At 65.6% G+C, this 19311-nt stretch carries 20 protein-coding genes; 4 read left to right on the top strand and 16 right to left on the bottom strand.

All coding sequences use genetic code 11. The features are described 5' to 3' along the window. Nucleotides 1–6 precede the first annotated feature (6 nt). The 8 genes from LFL96_RS08445 to LFL96_RS08410 form a co-directional block, all read right to left on the bottom strand. On the bottom strand, nucleotides 7–762 hold the full coding sequence (locus LFL96_RS08445; RefSeq protein ID WP_281000097.1) for a hydratase: 756 nt from the start codon (nucleotides 760–762) through the stop codon (nucleotides 7–9). A 414-nt stretch (nucleotides 763–1176) separates the two neighbouring features. Further along, nucleotides 1177–3018: a methyl-accepting chemotaxis protein gene (locus LFL96_RS08440; protein WP_281000095.1), complete on the bottom strand. Its 1842-nt coding sequence runs from the start codon at nucleotides 3016–3018 to the stop codon at nucleotides 1177–1179. Nucleotides 3019–3527: 509 nt separating this feature from the next. Continuing rightward, nucleotides 3528–4568 (bottom strand): LacI family DNA-binding transcriptional regulator, encoded by a 1041-nt coding sequence (locus LFL96_RS08435; RefSeq protein WP_281000093.1) that lies wholly within the window; start codon nucleotides 4566–4568, stop codon nucleotides 3528–3530. A gap of 488 nt (nucleotides 4569–5056) precedes the next feature. Further along, nucleotides 5057–6019 (bottom strand): sugar ABC transporter substrate-binding protein, encoded by a 963-nt coding sequence (locus LFL96_RS08430; protein ID WP_281000091.1) that lies wholly within the window; start codon nucleotides 6017–6019, stop codon nucleotides 5057–5059. Between the two features lie 422 nt (nucleotides 6020–6441). Next, nucleotides 6442–7419: a magnesium/cobalt transporter CorA gene (gene corA / locus LFL96_RS08425; RefSeq protein ID WP_281000089.1), complete on the bottom strand. Its 978-nt coding sequence runs from the start codon at nucleotides 7417–7419 to the stop codon at nucleotides 6442–6444. Nucleotides 7420–7541: 122 nt separating this feature from the next. Next, nucleotides 7542–8015 carry a hypothetical protein gene (locus LFL96_RS08420; protein WP_281000087.1) on the bottom strand — a complete coding sequence of 158 codons (474 nt, stop codon included), beginning with the start codon at nucleotides 8013–8015 and terminating at the stop codon, nucleotides 7542–7544. 87 nt (nucleotides 8016–8102) lie between these two features. Then, nucleotides 8103–8519, bottom strand: coding sequence for a type II toxin-antitoxin system VapC family toxin (locus LFL96_RS08415; RefSeq protein WP_281000085.1), 417 nt, complete (start codon nucleotides 8517–8519; stop codon nucleotides 8103–8105). Then, nucleotides 8506–8742: a DNA-binding protein gene (locus LFL96_RS08410; protein ID WP_281000083.1), complete on the bottom strand. Its 237-nt coding sequence runs from the start codon at nucleotides 8740–8742 to the stop codon at nucleotides 8506–8508. Before LFL96_RS08410 ends, LFL96_RS08415 begins: the two co-directional genes overlap by 14 nt. Before the next feature lie 319 nt (nucleotides 8743–9061). Here LFL96_RS08410 and cydX point away from each other — a divergent pair, with 319 nt between their 5' ends. Together cydX and LFL96_RS08400 are read left to right on the top strand one after the other, a co-directional pair. Further along, nucleotides 9062–9208: a cytochrome bd-I oxidase subunit CydX gene (gene cydX / locus LFL96_RS08405; protein WP_281000081.1), complete on the top strand. Its 147-nt coding sequence runs from the start codon at nucleotides 9062–9064 to the stop codon at nucleotides 9206–9208. Further along, nucleotides 9205–9825 carry an ATP-binding protein gene (locus tag LFL96_RS08400; RefSeq protein WP_281000079.1) on the top strand — a complete coding sequence of 207 codons (621 nt, stop codon included), beginning with the start codon at nucleotides 9205–9207 and terminating at the stop codon, nucleotides 9823–9825. The genes cydX and LFL96_RS08400 overlap by 4 nt, the downstream gene beginning before the upstream one ends. 138 nt (nucleotides 9826–9963) lie before the next feature. On the opposite strand, the gene LFL96_RS08395 is transcribed toward LFL96_RS08400, so the two are convergent. The 3 genes from LFL96_RS08395 to LFL96_RS08385 all read right to left on the bottom strand — a co-directional run bounded on the left by LFL96_RS08395 (nucleotide 9964) and on the right by LFL96_RS08385 (nucleotide 12820). After that, complete coding sequence (locus tag LFL96_RS08395) at nucleotides 9964–11061, bottom strand: saccharopine dehydrogenase C-terminal domain-containing protein (protein WP_281000077.1); 1098 nt, start codon at nucleotides 11059–11061, stop codon at nucleotides 9964–9966. A gap of 256 nt (nucleotides 11062–11317) precedes the next feature. Then, a complete protein-coding gene (locus tag LFL96_RS08390) occupies nucleotides 11318–11776 on the bottom strand; it encodes an Lrp/AsnC family transcriptional regulator (RefSeq protein ID WP_281000075.1) in 459 nt (152 codons plus the stop codon). 159 nt (nucleotides 11777–11935) lie between these two features. Further along, entirely contained in the window at nucleotides 11936–12820 is an 885-nt protein-coding gene (locus LFL96_RS08385; protein WP_281000073.1) for a LysR family transcriptional regulator, read from the bottom strand. Between the two features lie 198 nt (nucleotides 12821–13018). On the opposite strand from LFL96_RS08385, the gene LFL96_RS08380 reads away from it, so the two are divergent. Together LFL96_RS08380 and LFL96_RS08375 are read left to right on the top strand one after the other, a co-directional pair. Further along, nucleotides 13019–13528, top strand: coding sequence for a Spy/CpxP family protein refolding chaperone (locus LFL96_RS08380; RefSeq protein ID WP_281000071.1), 510 nt, complete (start codon nucleotides 13019–13021; stop codon nucleotides 13526–13528). A gap of 247 nt (nucleotides 13529–13775) precedes the next feature. Then, nucleotides 13776–14210: a PGDYG domain-containing protein gene (locus tag LFL96_RS08375; RefSeq protein WP_281000069.1), complete on the top strand. Its 435-nt coding sequence runs from the start codon at nucleotides 13776–13778 to the stop codon at nucleotides 14208–14210. A 52-nt stretch (nucleotides 14211–14262) separates the two neighbouring features. Here LFL96_RS08375 and LFL96_RS08370 read toward each other — a convergent pair whose 3' ends face one another. The 5 genes from LFL96_RS08370 to LFL96_RS08350 all read right to left on the bottom strand — a co-directional run bounded on the left by LFL96_RS08370 (nucleotide 14263) and on the right by LFL96_RS08350 (nucleotide 19276). Continuing rightward, nucleotides 14263–14628: a DUF3022 domain-containing protein gene (locus tag LFL96_RS08370; protein WP_281000067.1), complete on the bottom strand. Its 366-nt coding sequence runs from the start codon at nucleotides 14626–14628 to the stop codon at nucleotides 14263–14265. A gap of 134 nt (nucleotides 14629–14762) precedes the next feature. Further along, on the bottom strand, nucleotides 14763–15647 hold the full coding sequence (locus LFL96_RS08365; RefSeq protein WP_281000065.1) for a YhfC family intramembrane metalloprotease: 885 nt from the start codon (nucleotides 15645–15647) through the stop codon (nucleotides 14763–14765). 60 nt (nucleotides 15648–15707) lie between these two features. Continuing rightward, nucleotides 15708–16808, bottom strand: a complete 1101-nt coding sequence (locus LFL96_RS08360) for a LacI family DNA-binding transcriptional regulator (RefSeq protein WP_281000063.1) — start codon at nucleotides 16806–16808, stop codon at nucleotides 15708–15710. A gap of 187 nt (nucleotides 16809–16995) precedes the next feature. After that, a complete protein-coding gene (locus LFL96_RS08355; RefSeq protein ID WP_281000061.1) occupies nucleotides 16996–17979 on the bottom strand; it encodes a D-glycerate dehydrogenase in 984 nt (327 codons plus the stop codon). Nucleotides 17980–17983: 4 nt separating this feature from the next. Further along, nucleotides 17984–19276, bottom strand: coding sequence for an MFS transporter (locus LFL96_RS08350; protein WP_281000059.1), 1293 nt, complete (start codon nucleotides 19274–19276; stop codon nucleotides 17984–17986). Nucleotides 19277–19311 lie beyond the last annotated feature (35 nt).

Here is a 19311-nt window from a genome sequence, read left to right as displayed (position 1 = left end):
CTCAGCTCAGGTCAGCTCGACCTCCACTTCGCCGAGTCCGTCGATATGACCACGCACGACGCCCGCGCTGCTCACTTTATGAGCACCGACGTACGACCCCGTGGTGATGGTCCACTCGGGTTCGATGGTGATGCCCATCGCCGCGCAATGGTTGACGAACCACACGAGCAGTTCGCGCGGGTCGCCGGCCGGGTTGCCGGTCGCTTCCGGCACCAGCGATTCGCCGTTCAGGCTCAGTTCCAGTTCGGGCGACACGAAATCGAAACCGCGCGCGAGCCCCGCATACGCGAGCGCATGGCCCACGATCAGCGCGCCGTTGTTCTGCGCATCGGCCAGTTGCGCGAGTGGCGCGACGTTCGGCCATTCGCTGAAGCGGCTATCGACGATCTCGATGGCGGGCAGCACCTCGCCGACCTTGGCGAGCACCTCGTCGCGCGCGTACGCGCGGCCGCGCGGCTCGATCGCCTCGGAAAAACGGAACGCGATCTCCAGCTCCACCAGCACGCGGAAGAAACCCTGGTGCGCGAGCCTGACGGGCGACGGCGCGACCAGCGAAGCCGGAATCGGCGCGCCCGCCGCGGCGGCGCCGGGCGCCCGGGCGCCGATCTTCCAGGCGCCGGTGGTGTCGCCGAGACCGTCGATGACGGCCTGCTGGATCGCATAGGCGGTGGCGGCATCGGGCGGCAGGCTGTCGGGCGCGTCGATCAGACGATGCTGCCGGCGGGCTTCGACGAGTCGTTGCGCGAGGTCGTGTGGCGTCATGTCGGTCCTTTGTGGCTGGCGCGTTGAGCGTGAGTTTGAATGAGTCGGATGAGTCGGATGAGTCGGATGAGTCGGGGAGCGGCGTTGCGGCATGCGGCGCTTCGTCGAGGCGGCGGTCTCGCCGTCGCTCGCGTCGTGATCGCGCCCGTCAATGTACCGGATCATGACGCGCGCCAGGGAATCGCTTGCGCGCGCGGGCGACTTCATGCGCACGTCATAAAAAAACCGCCGGTGCGAGGCACGCGGCGGCTTGCTTGTCCGGCATCCTGTCGAGGCGTATTGGCCAGCGACCTGGCCAGCGCCGTGGCCAGCGCGAGGGGTTCATCCCCGACGGTGCGGCTTGCGACCGCACGCCGTCGGGAACGAATGTTGCGCTGGCGCGATGCTGGCCCGATGCTGGCCCAGACGAGCGGATCAGAAGGTCTCCCAATCCTGATCGCTGCCCGCGCTGGCGGTTGCCATGGCGCGGGCCGGTGCGCGCGCCGGCGCGGCGGCCTGCGGCGCGGCAGCGGCCTTGACCGGCGCGGCAGGCTGCGGCGCGGCGGCCGCCGGTGCCGCTTGACCAGCCGGCTGCGCATTCATCTGCGAACCGGCGTGCGACCCGGCATGCGACGCCGGCTGCGCAACCGCCGCGCGCGACACCTTGCGCACGCTGCTCGACTTCATCGGCGCGCTCACGCGTTTCGGCGCGGCGACCGGCGCCTTGTGACCGCCGTCGTCGACCTGGAACACGGCGACCGCCGTACGCAGCTTGCCGGCCTGATCTTCGAGCGACGACGCCGCCGCCGCCGCTTCCTCGACCAGCGCGGCGTTCTGCTGGGTCACTTCGTCCATCTGCGTGACGGCGCGCGCCACCTGGTCGATGCCGCTGCTCTGCTCTTCCGAGGCTGCCGCGATCTCGCCCATGATGTCGGTCACGCGCTGCACCGCGCCGATGATCTCGGTCATCGTGCGGCCCGCTTCGTCCACCAGCGCCGAACCCGACTGCACGCGCTCCACTGACGTATCGATCAGCTCCTTGATTTCCTTGGCCGCCGCCGACGAGCGCTGCGCGAGGCTGCGCACCTCGCCCGCCACCACCGCGAAACCGCGGCCTTCCTCGCCGGCCCGCGCCGCTTCCACGGCCGCGTTGAGCGCGAGGATGTTGGTCTGGAACGCAATTCCCTCAATGATCGAAATGATGTCGGCGATCTTCGCCGAGCTCTGGTTGATATCGCCCATCGTGCCGACCACCTGGCCGACCACCGCGCTGCCCTCGTTGGCGATCTCCGACGCGTTGGCCGCGAGCGAACTCGCCTGGCGGGCGTTGTCGGCGTTCTGCTTGACCGTGCCGGTCAGCTCTTCCATGCTCGACGCGGTTTCCTGCAACGCCGACGCCTGCTCTTCGGTGCGCGACGACAGGTCGATGTTGCCGGCCGCGATCTGACGGGTGGCGGTCGCGATCGATTCGCTGCCGCTACGCACCGTACGCACCGTTTCGGTGAGGCTGCGCTGCATCTTCGCGATGCCGTCGAGCAGCTGGCCCATTTCGTCGCGCGAGGTGACCACCACCGGACGGCGCAGATCGCCGGCGGCGATCGCGTCGAAGTGGCCGAGCGCTTCGCCGAGCGGGCGGCCGATCGCGCGGCTCAAGGTCAGGTACGAAAACGCCGCGGCCAGCACGTCGAGGAACAGCGCGCCGATGCTGACCATGCGGAAGGTTGCGAAACTGCCCTGCACCGACTCGTAGCCGTCGCGCGCCGAGGTGAACTGGAACTTGCGCAACGCATCGTCGGCATTGCCGAGATCGTTGTACGACACCTGCAGGCGGCGGGCGTTATCGACCACCTTGGTCTGGTCGTTCGCCGCGATCGTCGAGGCGAACGAGTCCAGTTGCTGATGCAGCGCGTCGCGCCTGGCGACGACTTCCTGCGCGAGGCGGTCTTCGTCCGGCGTGCGCGGCAGGTCCATGTACTTCTTCCACCACATGTCGGAGGTGGCGCGCATGCCGCGCGCGCGCTCCAGCGTCGGCGCGGCTTCGGGCGTGCCGATCATGAACGCGGCGCGGTCGAGCGCGAGCCGCTCGCGCGCGGCGAACAGCTCGGCATTGCCGATGTCGACGGCGCTAGGCATCGCGTTGGTGAAGGTGTCCTTGTAGGCGTCGTTCGAACCGCTCATGCCGATCAGACCGAAGACGCCGATGGCGACCAGCAGCGCGGCGAGAAAAGCCATCGTCAGGCCAATCCGCGCCTTGATCGTGATGCCTTTATTCAACATGCTTGTTCCTGTACTTAAACGAAAAGAGAGGCTGCGTACGCAGCGCGGGGTAGCGTGTGACGTCTGCGTGTCGCTCTTTTGATACGGCGCTCTAATAGCAGCGTTTACGGCATTCCAACTGCATACTTGAAGGTTTTATATGGTATGAGGAATGAAGATGTAAGGACCTGGAAGAAATTACAAGAAGCTGACAGGGCGGCACGCCGGCTCGTTCCGGAACCGCGAGCGCCCGGCCATGCGGGACGTCTCGACGAACGAAGCCGGGCGCGCCGCGAGGGGGTGCGGCGCGTCGACGTGGAATGGGACTGAACGCGTTAGGGAAAAACAGGAGCTGGGAGAGGGCGCCGTGTCGCGCGCGGAAGGCCGCAGGCTTAAGCCGGCGTCCCGGGGGGGTTAGTTCAGGTACTGGACCCGGTTAGTCGATTCAGGCTCGACGCAAGCAGGCAGCGCAGGTAGCTGCGCCACCTCTGCCATCAGACAATCGGGCAATGGGCAATCGGGCAACCACATCAAGCCGCGAGATCGCGCCGCGCGGCACCCGCCCAGGTCGCCGTGGACTCGCGCACGATCAGTCGCGGCGACACCACGCGGCGGCGCCCCGGCAAGCGCGACTTGTCCGCGGGCGTTCCCGCGATCCGCTCGATCAGCGTCTGCGCGGCCATGTCGCCGAGCGCGCGCACCGACTGCCCGACCGTCGACAGGGCCGGATAGGTGAAACGCCCCAGCTCGATATCGTCGAAACCGATGATCGAGCAATCGCGCGGCACGCTGATATTGCGCTCCGCAGCGGCGCGCAGCGCGCCGATGCCCATCATGTCGTTGCCCGCGAAGATCGCCGTCGGTCGGATCGTGTCGAACAGTTGCGCGGCTGCGCGATGCCCGCCCGTGCCCGAGAAGTCGCTTTCGACGATCGCGTCCGGCGGAATCTCGATGCCGCGCTCGGTCATCGCGCGGATGAAGCCATGCACGCGCATCGCGCTGACCGCGGTCTGCACCGGCCCCGTAATGCAGCCGATGCGCACGTGCCCCAGTTCCAGCAGATGCCGGGTGGCGAGGTAGCCGCCCTTCTCGTGGTCGATCTGCACCAGATCCGCGTTCAGCCCCTCGATGTTGCGGTCCACGATCACCAGCGGCTCGCGCGAATCGGCGAGGGTTTGCGCGAGCACCGCGTCGTCGCCGGCGGACGCGATGATCAGTCCGTCGATGCGCTTTTCCTGCAGCACGCGCAGATAGTTACGCTGCTTGGCCGGATCGTCGTCGGAATTGCAGAAGAACACGCAGTAGCCATTGCGCGCGCAACCGTCCTCGATGCCGCGCGCCATCTCCGCGAAATACGGGTTCGTGCTGTTCGGCACCACCAGACCGATGGTCGCCGTGGCGCGCGCCTTCAGCGACCGGGCCACCGCCGACGGGACATAGTGAAGCTGACGGATCGCGTGTTCGACCTTCGCGCGCACGTCGGCCGACACCGGGCGCGAGTTGTTCACCACGTGCGATACCGTGGTGAACGAAACACCCGCCACAGCCGCTACATCCTTGATCGTCGCCATAACCTGTTGTTCTCCTGCCTGTAGTTCTCGCCAGCTGCCCGTCGGACGTCTTCGTCGAAAACAGACTCAACCCATGAAAAACGCCTGACCTCACGCCTGCTTCGAAGGCCTGCTTTTTATGCCTGCTCCGGCGGCCACGCGTCATGACGGTCCGTTGCGCGCAATGCGCGGGCGCTGAAGGCTGAGACCCCGCTCGCCGTTCAGCCACCGTCGTGACGCTTACCTCTGAATTAACGGCGGCACGAAAGCTTTCTTGAGCGTTTATTGAATAGACGCTGAATAACCGCCGTCTCCGGTCGCGCGATTCGCGCGCGGCGGCGTTGCGCGGTGGCGTCTACAGGTTCGCCCGGAAAATGAAACACACGCGCCGGTCTGCCGTTTTCCGCACGGCAGACCGGTTGCAACGACTCGTCCGGCGACTACCGGACAACTACCGGGCCACTACCGGACAACGGCCGGACAACTACCGGGTCACTACCCGGCGAGCCTTACTTCGTCACCAGATCGCACGGCGTTTCCACCACGCCCGACAACTCCGACTGCTTCTTGTGCTCGCTGAGCGCCTTCAACGCGGTGTCGATGCCGAACACCGCCTGCTTGGCGGCGTATTGATCCGCGGTGGCCAGCACGCGGCCGTCCTTCAGCATCGGCTTGATCGCGTTGATGTTGTCGTAGCCGACCACCAGCACCTTGCCCTGCCGGCCGGCGGCACGCACCGCCGACACCGCGCCGATCGCCATGTTGTCGTTGCCGGCGAGCAGCGCCTTCAGGTTCGGATATTCGTTAAGCATCGCCGCGGCGACGGCATTGCCCTTGTCGATTTCCCACTCGCCCGATTGCACCGACACGACCTTCGCGCCGACTTTCGCCATCGCGTCCTTGAAGCCCGCGGTGCGTTGCTGCGCGTTGGTGGTGGTCGACACGCCTTCGATGATGCCGACCTCGTCGCCCGCCTTCAGCTTTTTAGCGAGATAGTCGCCGACCTTCAGTGCGCCCTTGCGGTTGTCGGGGCCGACGAACGGTACGTTCAGATCCTTCGACTTGAGCACGTCCGGGTCGAGCCGGTTATCGATATTCACGACGATGATGCCCGCATCCACCGCCTTCTTCACGACCGGCACCAGCGCTTTCGAATCGGCCGGCGCGAGCACGATCGCGTCGACCTTCGAGACGATCATCTGCTCGACGATGCGGATCTGGTTGGCGGTATCGGTCTCGTCCTTGATGCCGTTGGTGATCAGATCGAACTGCGATGCGTTGTGTTTCTGGTAGTCCTTCGCGCCGTTTTCCATGGTCAGGAAAAACTCGTTGGCGAGCGACTTCATCACCAGCGCGACCCTCGGCTTGTGCGCGGGCGCACCCTGCGCGAAGGCCGGCGACAGCGGCAAAGCGGCGGTGACGGTGGCGAGGACGGCAGCCGTCAGCAGACGACGGCGAATGCGTAAGCTCATGCGGTATCTCCAGGTTATCGATTGCAGCCGATTGCAGCCGATTGCAGCGGATTGCAGCGGATTGCAGCGGATTGCAGCGGATTGCAGCGGGACCCCTGTTTCCGGCGAATGGCAAACGTTTGCCCTGGCCATTCTCGGCGCTGCTTTTCAGGAATGTCAACGATTCGCACTGCTGCAATGCGTTCGATCGATTCGTGCCGGCGCGCCAGACTGGCGTGTCGGCAGGCAGCGTTTGACAAGGGGCCCTCGCTCGGTCCATGCGTATTGGTTTTTTTGCCACGCGCCGCGCATTCGGCCGCGCGCGGGCCGCTTATGCTGGACTTTTATTGCGCACGGTGCAAGCGGGGACAACGCGAGGCGCGCGGCGACGTTGCGTTGAAGAAGCGGTCAAATGGCGGCGACGGGGTGGCTAAAACCTGCGGCTACAGCCAGTTGGCCTTGCGGAAACGCCAGAACAATACGCAGTCGACGAGAAACATCACGCCGATACACACCGGATAGCCGTACTTGTAATGCAGCTCGGGGATGCTCTGGAAATTCATCCCGTAGATACCGGCGATCATGGTCGGCACCGCGAACAGCGCGGCGAACGAGCCGAGCCGCTTGGTCACCTCGCTCTCGGCGAGCGAGATCATGCCGAGGTTCACCTGCACGGCGGTCACCACCATTTCGCGCCGGCCGTCGATGATGCGCACGATCCGTTCGAGATGGTCGTACACGTCGCGGAAATACGCCTGCATGCCTTCGCAGATGCTCGGAATGCGGCCGCCGGTCAGCTTGCCGACCGCCTCCTGCAGCGGCGCAATATGGTGCTGAAGGATCACGAGACGCCGCTTGAGCGAATACAGTTCCTGGATGATCGCGCGCGACGCGGCCGAATCGTTGCGCTCGAAGATCCGGTCCTCCAGCGCCTCGATCTCGCTGTTCATCGCCTCGATGATCGGAAAGTAGCGATCGACGATGTCGTCCAGCAGCGCGTACAGCACGAACGCGGAACCTTCCTTCAGCAGCTTCGGTTCCCGTTCGCAGCGCTCGCGCACGTTCTGGAAGCCGGCGCGCGTGCCGCGCCGCACCGAGAGCACATAGTTGCGGCCGACGAACACGTCCACCTCGCCGATCAGCAGCTCGGCCGCCTCGTCCATTTCGACCGTATGGATGACGGCGAACATCGACTCGCCGTACTCCTCGATCTTGGGACGCTGGTGACCGTTCTGCGCGTCCTCGATCGCCAGCTCGTGCAGCCCGAACTCCTCCTTCATCACGGCCAGCTCTTCCGGCTCCGGGTCTTTCAGCGCGACCCAGACGAAGCACTCGGGGCGCGCGACATAGTCGCTGATGCTCTCGATGTCGATATCGGCGAGCTTTCTGCCGTCCTGATAGGCGGCGCAATTGATCAACATGGCGGATTACCTTGAATACGGAAGCGAACCAGCCGACATGTTATCGGCCCCGCGTGACGCGCATGTATCGAATTGTTAAGCGCGGCGCATGGCGGCTCAAGGCGAGGCGTGGCGCTTCGCGGCTATTGCGCGACCCGCCGCAGCCCGATGCGATGGTCGTCGTTGAAGACGATCGACGCGCGGTTCGTATAGCGCGCATCCGCGGTCACTGTGAAACGGATTTCGACCACCGGATCGAACTGCGTGGACACGCCGATGCGATGCACGCCCGGGCTCAGATAGAAGACGACGTGTTCGCCGTTCATCAGGTCCGTGACCTGCTCGCCGTCGATATAGACCAGCGCATCGCGGAATCGCACGATCACGTCGCGCGAGCGTTCGCGCCGCACGTCGACCGCGACGAGCCCATCGACGCGCTCGGTGTAGCCGGGCTGAAGGATGCGCGCGGCCGGCACGGGCTTGAACGGCACCGGCTCGGCCGGCGCGGCCGCGCAGCCGGCGAGCAGCGCGATGACGAGGGTGAGGGAAAAGAGGGCCGCGGATCCGGCAAGCGCGACGAAAACAGATCGACGGCGATATAACTGGCGCTCATGCATGGCATTTCCCCCAATGTCTTTTCGCGTTCGGCTTGCTAACCGCCATGTGCGGCGTGAGGCGACTGCCGCGTTCCGGATTCGTCCGGGTCAATCGAACGGATTGACCACGCGTATCCCCGGTCCCGCGAAGTCCGCCACGTTACGCGTTACCACTACCAGATCGCACGACAATGCGGTCGCGGCAATCAACTTGTCGACGGCCGGCTCAGAATGCGGCACCCGCAACTTGCCCCAGACGTGAGCCGCAATCTCGTCGATCGACAGAATGCTTTTGGCAAATCGCTTTAGCACCGTGTTCATCCAACGCTCAAGTACGGCCGCCTGCATCAGATCCCCGCGATAGCGCACCTGCTCGACGCCGCGCCTCAGTTCGCCGACTGTAACGACCGAAAGATAGAGCTTTCGCCCCTCCTGCTCGGCTTGCCGGAAAAATCGCCGCACGCCGGCATTCGCCCGCTCCCAACGCCTGATCTCGCTGATGACGTTGGTATCAATCAAATACAACGGGAGCCTCGCGTCTGTCGTTGACCCGCTCGAAGTCGGCGTCTTCGCCGACGTTGGGCATGCTCATCAATGCCCGGATGAACTGGCGGTTGTAGACCGTCTGCAATGCTTCCTCGAGAATGAACCGGTGCTCTTCCTCCACCGACCGTCCATTCGCTTCGGCTTCCCGAACAAGCGTGTCGAACAAGGTGTCGTCGACACTATGAACCCATAAATTTGCCATCCTGAATGCTCCCGCTCACACATTGCCACGCATCATAGCAACGCGCGGCGCTTCTGCCACCCTGGCCGAACGGCTAATCCGGGCCAGGCCTGCCGTCCGCAAGCGACGATGCCGCACCCTCTTGCACCGCGCCGCGTTCTTCTTCATGATCGCTGCAAAGCGCCGCTCGCGTGCCCGCGGCGCGTTACGGATTTACCCTCGGTTCCCTGCGTGCCGTTCGAGCCATCACCATCGCGCGACGGCGCGCAAACCTGGCTGCATCGGCCTTGCGCACCGCTTCGTCGGCGGCTCGGCCGGCCCCACGATCAAGGAGACGGCTATGTGGTATTTCACCTGGATTCTCGGTATCGGCGTCGCGCTGGGCTTCGGCATCATCAACGTGATGTGGCTCGAAGCGGGCGGCAAGTTCGCGCGCGATCCGCAGACCGGCGCGCCGCCGGCCGCACCGAAGGACACGCCTGCGTGACGTCTCTGCTGTTCTTTTGCGGTCACGCGGGCACCGGCAAGACCACGCTCGCGAAAAAGCTGCTCGGCCCGCTGATGCGGGCGAGCGCGCAACCGTTCTGCCTGCTCGACAAGGACACGCTCTACGGCGGCTACAGCGCGGCCGCCATGGCCATGCTGACCGGCGATCCGAACGATCGCGACAGTCCGTTGTTCCTGGAGCATCTGCGCGACCCGGAATATCGCGGCCTGATCGACACCGCGCGCGACAATCTGCAACTCGGCGTCAGTGCGATCGCGGTCGCGCCGTTATCGCGCGAGGTACGCGAGCGGCGGCTGTTCGATCGCGCATGGCTCGGCATCGGCGAAGACATAACACTACGGGTCGTGTGGGTGCATACCTCGGACGAGGTCGCACGGCAGCGCATCGTCGCGCGGGGCGATCCGAACGATGCGTACAAACTCGCGAACTGGGACGACTACCGTCAGCGCCGCTTCGTGCCCAACGACGACATTCGCGGCGAGCTGCTGATGTTCAACAACACCGCGCCCTCCGGGGCCGATCATGATGCCCTGCTCGAGCGCCTCATCGGCGACGCCGGCGCGCCGCCCGTGACGCTGCGGCCGTTGCCGGTCTAGTCACCCGGCGAATTCACCGCTTTAACGCGCGGTGTCGTCCCCCGCGCAAAAGCAAACGCCCCGTGGCCGACCAACGTCGCCACGGGGCGTTTTCATGGCTCTGGATCAGAGCCTTCAGACCATTAAATCATCAACCCATCAAACCGTCGCCGCCGCTTCCAGCGACTGCCCTTCATACAGCTGCCCAAAGCGGTTCGCGAGGAAATCGCGCAGCGACACCTGCTCCTGACGCACGAAACCCTTTTGCGGCAGCTTCTGTTCGCGGAACAGGTCGAGCACCGCGCACATCGCGCCGGCCGTGGTGATCTGGATCGCGCTCATCGGCACGCCGCACACGGTCTTCGCGAAGATCTTGCGGGTGAAGACTTCCTGCACCAGTTGCCCATCGCGCATACCGCTCACGGTGATGAACACCAGCACGACGTCCTGCGCGGTCGACGGCACCGAACGGCGCATGATGCTCTTCAGCGTGTCGCGGTCGCTCGCCAGACGCAGGTCTTCGAGCAGGAACTGCATCAGGTTGCGGTGCCCCGGATAGCGCACCGACTTGTAGTCGAGCGATTCGACACGGCCTGCCAGGGTTTCGCACAGCGTGCCCAGACCGCCGGAGGTATTGAACGCTTCGTATTCGGTGCCGTCGAGCGAGAAATGTTCGAGGCCTTCGAGCGGCTGCACCCACTGCGTGCGGCTGTCGCGGATCGCCTCGCACGGCTGGCAATACTCGTTGATCAGACCGTCGACGCTCCACGTGAGGTTGTACTTCAGCGCATTCGTCGGGAATTCCGGCAGCGCGCCGACGCGCATCTTGACGTCGCGGATTTCCGAAAAGCGGTTCGCCAGTTCGTGCGCGGCAATCCCGATGAAGCCCGGCGCGAGACCGCACTGCGGCATGAACGCGTGATCGGCCGACTCGGCGATTTCGCGGATCGCGGCGGTGGCGCGCACGTCCTCGGTCAGATCGAAGTAGTGAACGCCCGCGCCCTTCGCCGCCGACGCCACGTTCACCGCGAGGTAGTACGGCAGCGCATTGACCAGTGCGTCGAAGCCTTGCACGGCGGCGCGCAGCGCGGCGGCATCGGCGGAATCGACGCGGCGCGTCGGGATGCCCTGGGCGGCAAGCTTGTCGAGCGCGTGCTGGTCGCGGTCGAACGCGACGACGTCGTAGTCGCCGGTTTCGCGCAACATATGCGCGATGGTGTGCCCGATCAAACCTGCGCCAACAATAGCTACTTTCATGCTCTTCTCCGTTTTGCTGTTCGCTGTCTCCAGCTTCGAAAGTGCGCCGCGCTTTACGCGCCGCGCCCGGCGGGCTGAACCCTTGAGCAACAGTTTAGGGAGAAGCAAAAACAGTTCATACGCGCAAAATGCTGCGATATGACCATGACCTTCGACGTTATGACGAGTCCGTCAGACGATCTGTCGAAAAGTTGTTAAAACGGCGTAAAAACCGTACGCGCCAGGCGGCCGCGCGACCGGTTCGGGTGCCACCGCCTCACACCGTCCCGCGGTCGATCTTGCGCGCCAGGATGATGGACGTGGTGGTGCGCTCCACCCCTTCCAGACCGCCAATCTGATCGAGCAGATCGTTCAGGCGGTCGGGCGAATCGGCGCGCAGCCACGCGACGTAATCGAACTCGCCGCTCACCGCGCACAGCAGCTGCACCTCGGGCATCTTGCCGAGCCGCTTCTGCACGGACGGTCCATGCTTCGGCGCAATGATGATGCCGACATACGCGACGATGCTCGAGTCGAGCACGTCCTGCCCAAGCCGCACGCTATAGCCGGCGATCACGTTGCTGCGTTCGAGCCGCGCGATGCGCGCGATCACCGTGGTGCGCGCCACGTCCAGCTGACGCGCGAGATTGGCGACGCTCTCGCGCGCGTTGGCCTGCAGCAAGGCCACGAGGTTGCGGTCGAGGTCGTCGAGTTGGTCGAGGCGCGGAGGTCTCATCGGGGGCGGGAGAAGGAGAGCTAAGGTGCAGCGGATTATCGCGCGTCCCGCGCCGCGCCGACAGGCCCGGTGCGTATCTCATCCACCTCACTCACCTCACCCACCTCGCTCACCTCATTCACCTCAAGCCCGTCACGCCCCTTACACCCCTCACGCCCCTCACGCGCCGAAGCGATCGATCACGAAGTCGATGAAGGTGGTCAGCTTCGGCGTGGCGCGCCGGTCGCGCGGATAGACCAGGTGCACGGGCGCGCCGCCGGACAGATAGTCCTCCAGCACCGACACCAGCTCGCCGCTGGCAATTTCGCGCGCGAGCAAGGCCTCCGGCTGCAACACCAGACCGAAGCCGCGCAACGCGGCGACCTTGAGCGCCTGACCGTTATTCGCGCGAAAACGTCCCGCGCGCGACGGGTTCTCGGCGGCGCTTTCGCCATCCATCCGCCATAGACCTTCGCGGCCCCAGTGCAGAAACCCGAGACATTCGTGCTCGGCGAGATCGGCGGGCGTGCGCGGCGTGCCGGCCCGCGCCAGATACGCGGGCGATGCGCATGCGCGCATCCGGTAGGGCTTCAACGGCCGCGCGACGAAACTCGAGTCGGCCAGATGACCGATCCGCACCGCCGCGTCGAAGCCCTCCTCGACCAGATCGACCAGACGATTCGACAGATCGAGTTCGAGCACGACGTCGGGCCACGCGGTCAGATAGTCGGTCATGGCGGGCGAGAACACCTCGACGCCATAAGTGAGCGGCGCCGTCACCCTGAGCACGCCGCGCGGCGCGGCAGCCATCGCCTCGGCCAGCGACTCGGCGTCCTTCACGTCGGCGAGAATGCGCCGGCATTGCTCGTAGTACTGGCGGCCGATTTCGGTCAGACTTTGCCGCCGGGTGGTGCGCGTCAGGAGCCGGGTCGCGAGCCGCGTTTCGAGCGAACGGATGTGTTTGCCCACCATCGCCGACGAGATGTCGAAGCGCTCGGCCGCCGCCGTCAGGCTGCCGGCTTCGACCACCGCGACGAAGATTTCCATGCTGACGAATTTATCCACCCGCTCTGTCCTCGCTATTTCCTGTTGGTTTCGGTTGTAAGCGTTTGTCGCATTAGCAGCGCAAGGCCGGCATATCGTGTTACTAATAGCGCCGACGGCATGATGGGCAACCGGCCGCCGCGTGTCATCGTATCGACACGCAGTGAGCCGCTCGTCACACGCGCCTTGTCCCAATTCGAACAGACATCAGGAGTATCGATGAAAAAAGCACTGGTATTGCTGGCCACCGCCGTCGCCATGAGCGGCGCATTCGCACAAACCCCGGCGCCGGCATCGGCCCCGGCGGGCGCCATGGCAGCACCCGCCGCCAAGGCCGGCCACGAGCGCAATGTCGAAGACCGGATCGCTTACCTGCACTCGCAGCTGAAGATCACCTCGGCGCAGGAATCGCAGTGGAACGCGTTCGCCGACGTGATGCGCGGCAACGGCGAAACCATGGGCCAACTGTTCCAGCAACGCAAGGCCGCAGGCAACCTGTCCGCGATCGACGACATGAAGCAATACGCCGCGATCGCGCAAGCGCATGCGGACGGCATGAAGAAGCTGGTCGATGCGTTCGATCCGCTGTATAGCAGCTTCTCGCCGGAGCAGAAGAAACTGGCCGATGTGACCTTCCATCAGCCGGGCGGCCCGAACGGCGGTCCGCGTCACCACGGCAAGGGCAAGGGCGGCAAGGCCGCGCCGGCCAGCGACGCCGCCGCGCAGTAAGCGGGTTCGCCGGTAGGACACCGCCGCGCGGTGCACGCTTCGAGCGTGTGCCGCGCGGTTTTTTTTGCGCCCGATTCGCCGGCCCGACGCAAAAGAAACCATGCGCTGGATGCATCTGGCATGATGCGGGCATTCGGCGGCACGACCTACGATCCGCGACCCGCGATCCACGATCCGGACCGCATCGCCCGATGTCCAGGTCGAATGCCGTCGTCGATTCCTCGATTCCTTCTTCCCTGCCCGCTTCATGACCGAACTGAACAATCTCGATCTGAGTCAAGATCCGCACGCGCGACGCGTCGTCAAGGACGAAACCGTGCACGTCGAATTCGCCGCCGTCGAAGGCGAACTGATGAGCCTCGAAGGCCCGAACCGCTATCTGCCCGGCGACGCGCTGATCACCGGCTCGACCGGCGACCGTTGGGTCGTGTCCCGTGAACGCTTCGACGCCAAATACCTGCCCGCCGATGCCGCGCTCGTCCACGGCGTGGCGGGCGCCTATCGCAATCGTCCGGCGGTCGTGCTGGCGAAGCAGATGAACGAAGCCTTCTCGCTCGCGCGTTCCGCCGACGGCGACGTGCTGCGCGGCAGCGCCGGCGACTGGATCATGCAGTACGCGCCCGGCGATTACGGTGTGGTGCAGGCCGCGCGCTTCGCCAAGGTTTATCGCCTCGCCGACTGACTCGCAGCGGTCGAGGGTCCAAGCTCCACGAGCCAGGGCCCAGGGTTCGGCCTCAGGCGAACTCGTCGCCCAGATCGACCGTCACCTCGCGCGGCACCGCTTCGCCATTCGCATACTGCTCTTCGAGCGAGCCGATGCTCGCCTCGACATACGCGCGCAAAATCGCGAAGCTGCGGCCGCGCAAACGCGCGGGCAACGCAAGATAACGCGCCAGCGCCGCCGGGGCGATCGCCACGGTCATCACGATGCGCCTCGCGGTCGAACCGAAACGCATCGCCACCCAGTGAATCGCCAGCGTCGGCGTGCCGTCTTCGGCCGCGCGCTGGATGAACTGCGTCTGCTCGGGAAACAGATCGCTGATGACGCGCGCCAGTTCCTCGAACTCGGGACTCGCGCAGTCGTATTGGTAAGCTTCCATGGGAAGGGTCCGGACAGGGTTCGTTTCTGATGAGCCGGCTCGCGGGTTTAAACGAAACGAGCCGGCGACTGGATTGAGCGATCGAAGCGTCGCATCACCGGCAATCCCGCACGCCGGCAACGCCGCCTCCGGCTTCAGGCCGCCGCGGTCTGACGCCGGAAAGTCCGCACCAGCAACCCGGCGACGATCAACGCGCCCAGCGCATAGACGCCGTCCACCGCCGCGAGCGGCACCAGTTCCGCCTGAAACAGCGCGGCCGGCACGTCCACCAGCGCGTGCAGCAGGATCGCGAGCGGCAGGATGCCGCGCCAGCCCGCGCGCACGCCGCGCCACATCAGCACCGACAGACCGATCTGGAACACCAGCGCGGCGATCCGTTCCAGCGCGAAAATGCCGGCCGTCTGCGGCGTCAGGCTGGCGAGAATAAGGTGGATGCGCATCACCGCATCGGTCGGCAGATTGCTCAGGTAGCCATCCAGCTCGCCGCGGTTTTCGAACACCGCGAAGGCGATCCACTGAATCTGCACCAGCACGCCGACCAGCCACGTTTCCGCGCCGCCATGACCGAGGCCGTAGGTCAGCGCCGTGCCGTCGCCGCTACGTGCGGACGAGGCTGGCGATGCCGTCGAGCCCGCCGGCGCGGCGCCTGCGCGCCTACCCGCACCTGACGCACCCGCCACCCCTGACGCCGCCCTCGCCAACTGCCGCTTGAGCAGCAGGCGCATGCCGATGAACCGCCCCACTTCCTCGCAGATGCCCGCGGCCAGCGCGCCATACACGACGAAGGCGAGCGGATTCGACAGAAAGGCCGCGGTCGCCGCGTTCCGGTGCAGCACATAGTCGTTCAACGCGCGTTCGATCACCATCGCGAACAGCGCGAAGATGGCGATGCCGGTAATCGCGTCGCGCGGATTGAGCGCGAGCGGCCGGCGCAGACGGCGATAGATCAGGAAAGGTAAGGCGGCGACCAGCAGCGTCGCGAGCGCGAGGCTGGAGAGGGTAAGCGGTGCTACAACCATGAGTGTCCTTGCAATGACCGGCGCGCACCCGCTGCGCGCCGCAGCCCGAATGATCGCAGATCAGCGCGAAGTTGACGCGCGAACGATCAATTCGCCCGGCAGCAGACAGTCGCGCACCGCCGTCTGCGTGCCTTCGATGCGTTCGTGCAGGAACTCGACCGCGCGATAGCCGATCTCGTAGGTCGGCTGGCGGATCGTCGTGATGCCGGTGAGTTCGGCCCAGTCGGGGTCGTCGATGGAAAGTAGCGCGACGCGGCTTTGCCAGCCGGCGCCGTGGCGGGCCTTGAAGTGCAGCGCGAGACGCAGCGCGACGGGCGCGTTGGCGGCGAAGAGCGCGACGCGGCGGGCCGCGGGTGCGGTCGTGGCGGTCGTGGCGTCCGCATGATTCGCGTCGATCACGCGGTCCAGTTCGGCGAGCGCGCGCTCGACCTCGACGTCGTCCGCGAGATCGAGCACCAGCGTGTGACCCCGCGCCGCGTCCTTAGCCTTATCTTCACCCGCCTGCCCGCCATGCACGCGCATGGCCTCGCGAAACGCCGTCTCGCGCTGCTGCCGCGAACTGACCGCCTCGAACGGCTGCACGACGAACCAGATGTCGTCGAAACCGCTGTCCAGCAGATGCCGCGTGGCAAGTTCGGCGGCGCCATGATTGTCCAGCCCGACGATATCGGCGGCGAGTCCCTGCACCGAACGGTCGACCAGCACGGCGGGAATGCCGCCGCCGCCGACCGGCCGCAAGGTTTCCTCACGCACGCCGAGCGCGTTCACGATCACGCCTTCCACGCGATACGTGGTCAGCAGTTGCAGGTAGCGCCGCTCCATCTCGACTTCGTTGGCCGCATGACAGATCAGCGGCATCAGGCCGAGCGCGTGACAGGCGGCTTCCACGCCTTGCAGCACCTCGACCGTGTACGGATTGGTCAGGTCCGCGACCAGCATGCCGATCAGGCGGTTACGGCCGCGCTTGAGCCCACGCGCCATCTGGTTCGGCTGATAGTCGAGCCGCGCGATCGCGGCCTCGATGCGCGCGCGCAGCTCGGGCGACAGCACGCTCGTCTCGCCGTTCAGATAGCGTGAGATGCTGGTCTTGCCGGTGCCGGCTTCGCGCGCGACGTCGGTGATCGTGGCACGGCGCGGGGTGGTGATTGGCGGCGTGCTCATGGGTGCCTCGCGGCCAATGCCGCGACCGATGCCGTGCCCGATTTCACGGCCAACTTCATGGCCGACTTCATGGCCAACTTCATGGCCAACCTCGCGGTCAACATCGGCGGCAACTCCGGGGCCAACATCGCGCCCAACTCCGCGCTCAACTTCGCGCCGCAATGGATAGCGTGTCGCATAACTCGTCTCACTGCCCCCGCCCGCCCAACACGTCGCGATTGACGATGTTCACCGCGAGCGTGCCATCCAGCGCGGCGACCAGATTTTCCGCCGCGTTGCGCGCCATCGCGTGACGGGTCTCGTGCGTGGCCGAGCCGATATGCGGCAGTGCCACCACGTTCGACAGCGTCAGCAGCGGCGAATCGGCCGGCAGCGGTTCGGTCTCGAACACGTCGAGTCCGGCGCCGCGAATCGTGCCGTTGCGCAGCGCGTCGATCAGCGCGGCTTCGTCGACGGTCGCGCCGCGCGATGCGTTGATCAGGATCGCGCCGGGCTTCATCGCCTTGAGTTCGGCCGCGCCGATCAGATGCTTCGTCTCGGGCGTGAGCGGCACTTGCAGGCATACGAAATCCGCGCTCGCCAGCAGTTCGGCCAGCTCGACACGCCGCGCGCCATAGGCCTGTTCGGCGTGCGGATTGGCGCTGCGGTTCGTGTACAGCACCTTCATGTTGAAGCCGAGCGCCGCGCGCCGCGCGACCGCGCCGCCGATGCGTCCCAGCCCGACGATGCCGAGCGTCTTGCCCTGCACGTCGACGCCGAACTGCGCCGGCCCGATGCTGTGCCGCCACTCGCCCGCCTTCACCCAGTCCGCGAGTTCCACCACCCGCCGCGCCGACGCGAGGATCAGCGAGAACACCGTGTCGGCGGTGGATTCGGTCAGCACGTCCGGCGTATGCGCGAGCACGATGCCGCGGCGCGTGAGATCGTCGACGTCGAACTGATCGAAGCCCACCGAAATGGTGGACAGCGCCTTGAGCCGCGTCGCGCCTTCGAGCATCGACGGGGTGATCTTCACGCTCGAACCGATGCCGCCGTCCGCGTCCTGCAACGCGGCGACGAACGCCTCGTGCCCTGCGTGCCCTGCGGGGTCGACCTGCACGACCTGCGCATGCTGTTGCAGATACGCGAGCACATCCTCGGGCAGCGTTTTCCAGGCGACGATCTTCTTCATCAGCTTATTTTCCTTGCAACGGTGTGGCGAGCGAAGCCGCGTTGTTCGACGCCGGCGTCTGCGGCTTGACGATCAGCGTGAGGATTACGGCGGCGACCAGCGCCACGCTCATGAATGCATACGACGCCGCGGGCGAACCGGTCGCGCCGTTCAGATAGCCGACCACGTACGAGCCGACGAACGAACCGAGCGCGCCCATGCTGTTGATCAGCGCCATCGCGCCGCCGGCGACGTTCTTCGGCAGCAGTTCCGGCACGATCGCGAAGAACGGCCCGTAGGGCGCGTACATCGCGCCGCCGGCGATCACCAGCAACGCGTACGAGAGCCAGAAATGCGTGGAGCCGAGCGCGTAAGACGCCGCGAACGCGACCGCGCCGACCAGCAGAAACGGCCAGACGAACGCTTTGCGGCGGTTGAGTTTATCCGATGCCCACGAAGCTGCAAGCATCGCGATGGTCGCGGCCAGATACGGCAGCGCCGACAGCCAGCCGGTCTCGACCATGCCGAGCGACGAACCGTTCTTCAGGATCGACGGCAGCCACAGCACGAAACCGTACACGCCGATGCTCCAGCAGAAATATTGCGCGCACAGCTTGATCACCGCGGGCGTGCGGAACGCCTCGCCGTAATTGCGCACCGGTTTGATCGCGGCCTGCTCGGCGCGCAGCGTCTGCGCGAGTTCGTCCTTTTCCTGCTGGGTGAGCCACGACACCTGCTGCGGCTTGTCCTGCACGATGAACCACCAGCACACCGCCCAGATGATCGCGGGCGCGCCCTCGGCGATGAACATGTGACGCCAGCCGAACGAATGCACCAGATAGCCGGACACCACCGACATCCACAGCACCGTCACCGGGTTGCCGAGAATCAGGAAGGTGTTGGCGCGCGAGCGCTCGCTCCTGGTGAACCAGTTGCTGATGAAGATCAGCATGGCCGGCATCACCGCGGCTTCGACCACGCCGAGCACGAAGCGGATCACCATCAGCGACGCAATGTTGCTGACCATGCCGGTCAGCGCCGCGCAGCCGCCCCACAGCACGAGGCTCCAGAACACGAGCTTCTTCACGCTGCGGCGTTCCGCGTAGATCGCGCCGGGAATCTGGAAGAAGAAATAGCCGAGGAAGAACAGCGCGCCGATCAGCGACGACAGCCCCTTGCTGATGCCGAGATCCTGGTTGATGCCCGCCGCCGACGCGAAACCGAAGTTCGCGCGGTCCAGATAGGCGAGGCTGTACGTGATGAACACGATCGGCATGATCGTCCACCAACGGCGAATCGCGAGCGATGAGGTGGTCATGGGTGTCTCCTTGAACGGCTTGGCGGATCAATTCG

The sequence above is a fragment of the Paraburkholderia sp. D15 genome (assembly GCF_029910215.1).
In the GTDB taxonomy this organism is placed as follows: Bacteria; Pseudomonadota; Gammaproteobacteria; order Burkholderiales; family Burkholderiaceae; genus Paraburkholderia.
Note: the sequence above shows the minus strand (reverse complement) of the source record. Positions and strands in the feature narration are given on the sequence as shown.

Bases quoted from the DNA above. Each gene is read 5' to 3' on its own strand.
- LFL96_RS08395 (WP_281000077.1), bottom strand. From the start codon at position 11,061: ATGAAAGTAGCTATTGTTGGCGCAGGTTTGATCGGGCACACCATCGCG.
- LFL96_RS08445 (WP_281000097.1), bottom strand. From the start codon at position 762: ATGACGCCACACGACCTCGCGCAACGACTCGTCGAAGCCCGCCGGCAG.
- LFL96_RS08370 (WP_281000067.1), bottom strand. From the start codon at position 14,628: ATGGAAGCTTACCAATACGACTGCGCGAGTCCCGAGTTCGAGGAACTG.
- LFL96_RS08410 (WP_281000083.1), bottom strand. From the start codon at position 8,742: ATGGCAAATTTATGGGTTCATAGTGTCGACGACACCTTGTTCGACACG.
- cydX (WP_281000081.1), top strand. From the start codon at position 9,062: ATGTGGTATTTCACCTGGATTCTCGGTATCGGCGTCGCGCTGGGCTTC.
- LFL96_RS08360 (WP_281000063.1), bottom strand. From the start codon at position 16,808: ATGAGCACGCCGCCAATCACCACCCCGCGCCGTGCCACGATCACCGAC.
- LFL96_RS08440 (WP_281000095.1), bottom strand. From the start codon at position 3,018: ATGTTGAATAAAGGCATCACGATCAAGGCGCGGATTGGCCTGACGATG.
- LFL96_RS08355 (WP_281000061.1), bottom strand. From the start codon at position 17,979: ATGAAGAAGATCGTCGCCTGGAAAACGCTGCCCGAGGATGTGCTCGCG.
- LFL96_RS08435 (WP_281000093.1), bottom strand. From the start codon at position 4,568: ATGGCGACGATCAAGGATGTAGCGGCTGTGGCGGGTGTTTCGTTCACC.
- LFL96_RS08430 (WP_281000091.1), bottom strand. From the start codon at position 6,019: ATGAGCTTACGCATTCGCCGTCGTCTGCTGACGGCTGCCGTCCTCGCC.
- LFL96_RS08375 (WP_281000069.1), top strand. From the start codon at position 13,776: ATGACCGAACTGAACAATCTCGATCTGAGTCAAGATCCGCACGCGCGA.
- LFL96_RS08420 (WP_281000087.1), bottom strand. From the start codon at position 8,015: ATGCATGAGCGCCAGTTATATCGCCGTCGATCTGTTTTCGTCGCGCTT.
- LFL96_RS08350 (WP_281000059.1), bottom strand. From the start codon at position 19,276: ATGACCACCTCATCGCTCGCGATTCGCCGTTGGTGGACGATCATGCCG.
- LFL96_RS08365 (WP_281000065.1), bottom strand. From the start codon at position 15,647: ATGGTTGTAGCACCGCTTACCCTCTCCAGCCTCGCGCTCGCGACGCTG.
- LFL96_RS08380 (WP_281000071.1), top strand. From the start codon at position 13,019: ATGAAAAAAGCACTGGTATTGCTGGCCACCGCCGTCGCCATGAGCGGC.
- corA (WP_281000089.1), bottom strand. From the start codon at position 7,419: ATGTTGATCAATTGCGCCGCCTATCAGGACGGCAGAAAGCTCGCCGAT.
- LFL96_RS08390 (WP_281000075.1), bottom strand. From the start codon at position 11,776: ATGAGACCTCCGCGCCTCGACCAACTCGACGACCTCGACCGCAACCTC.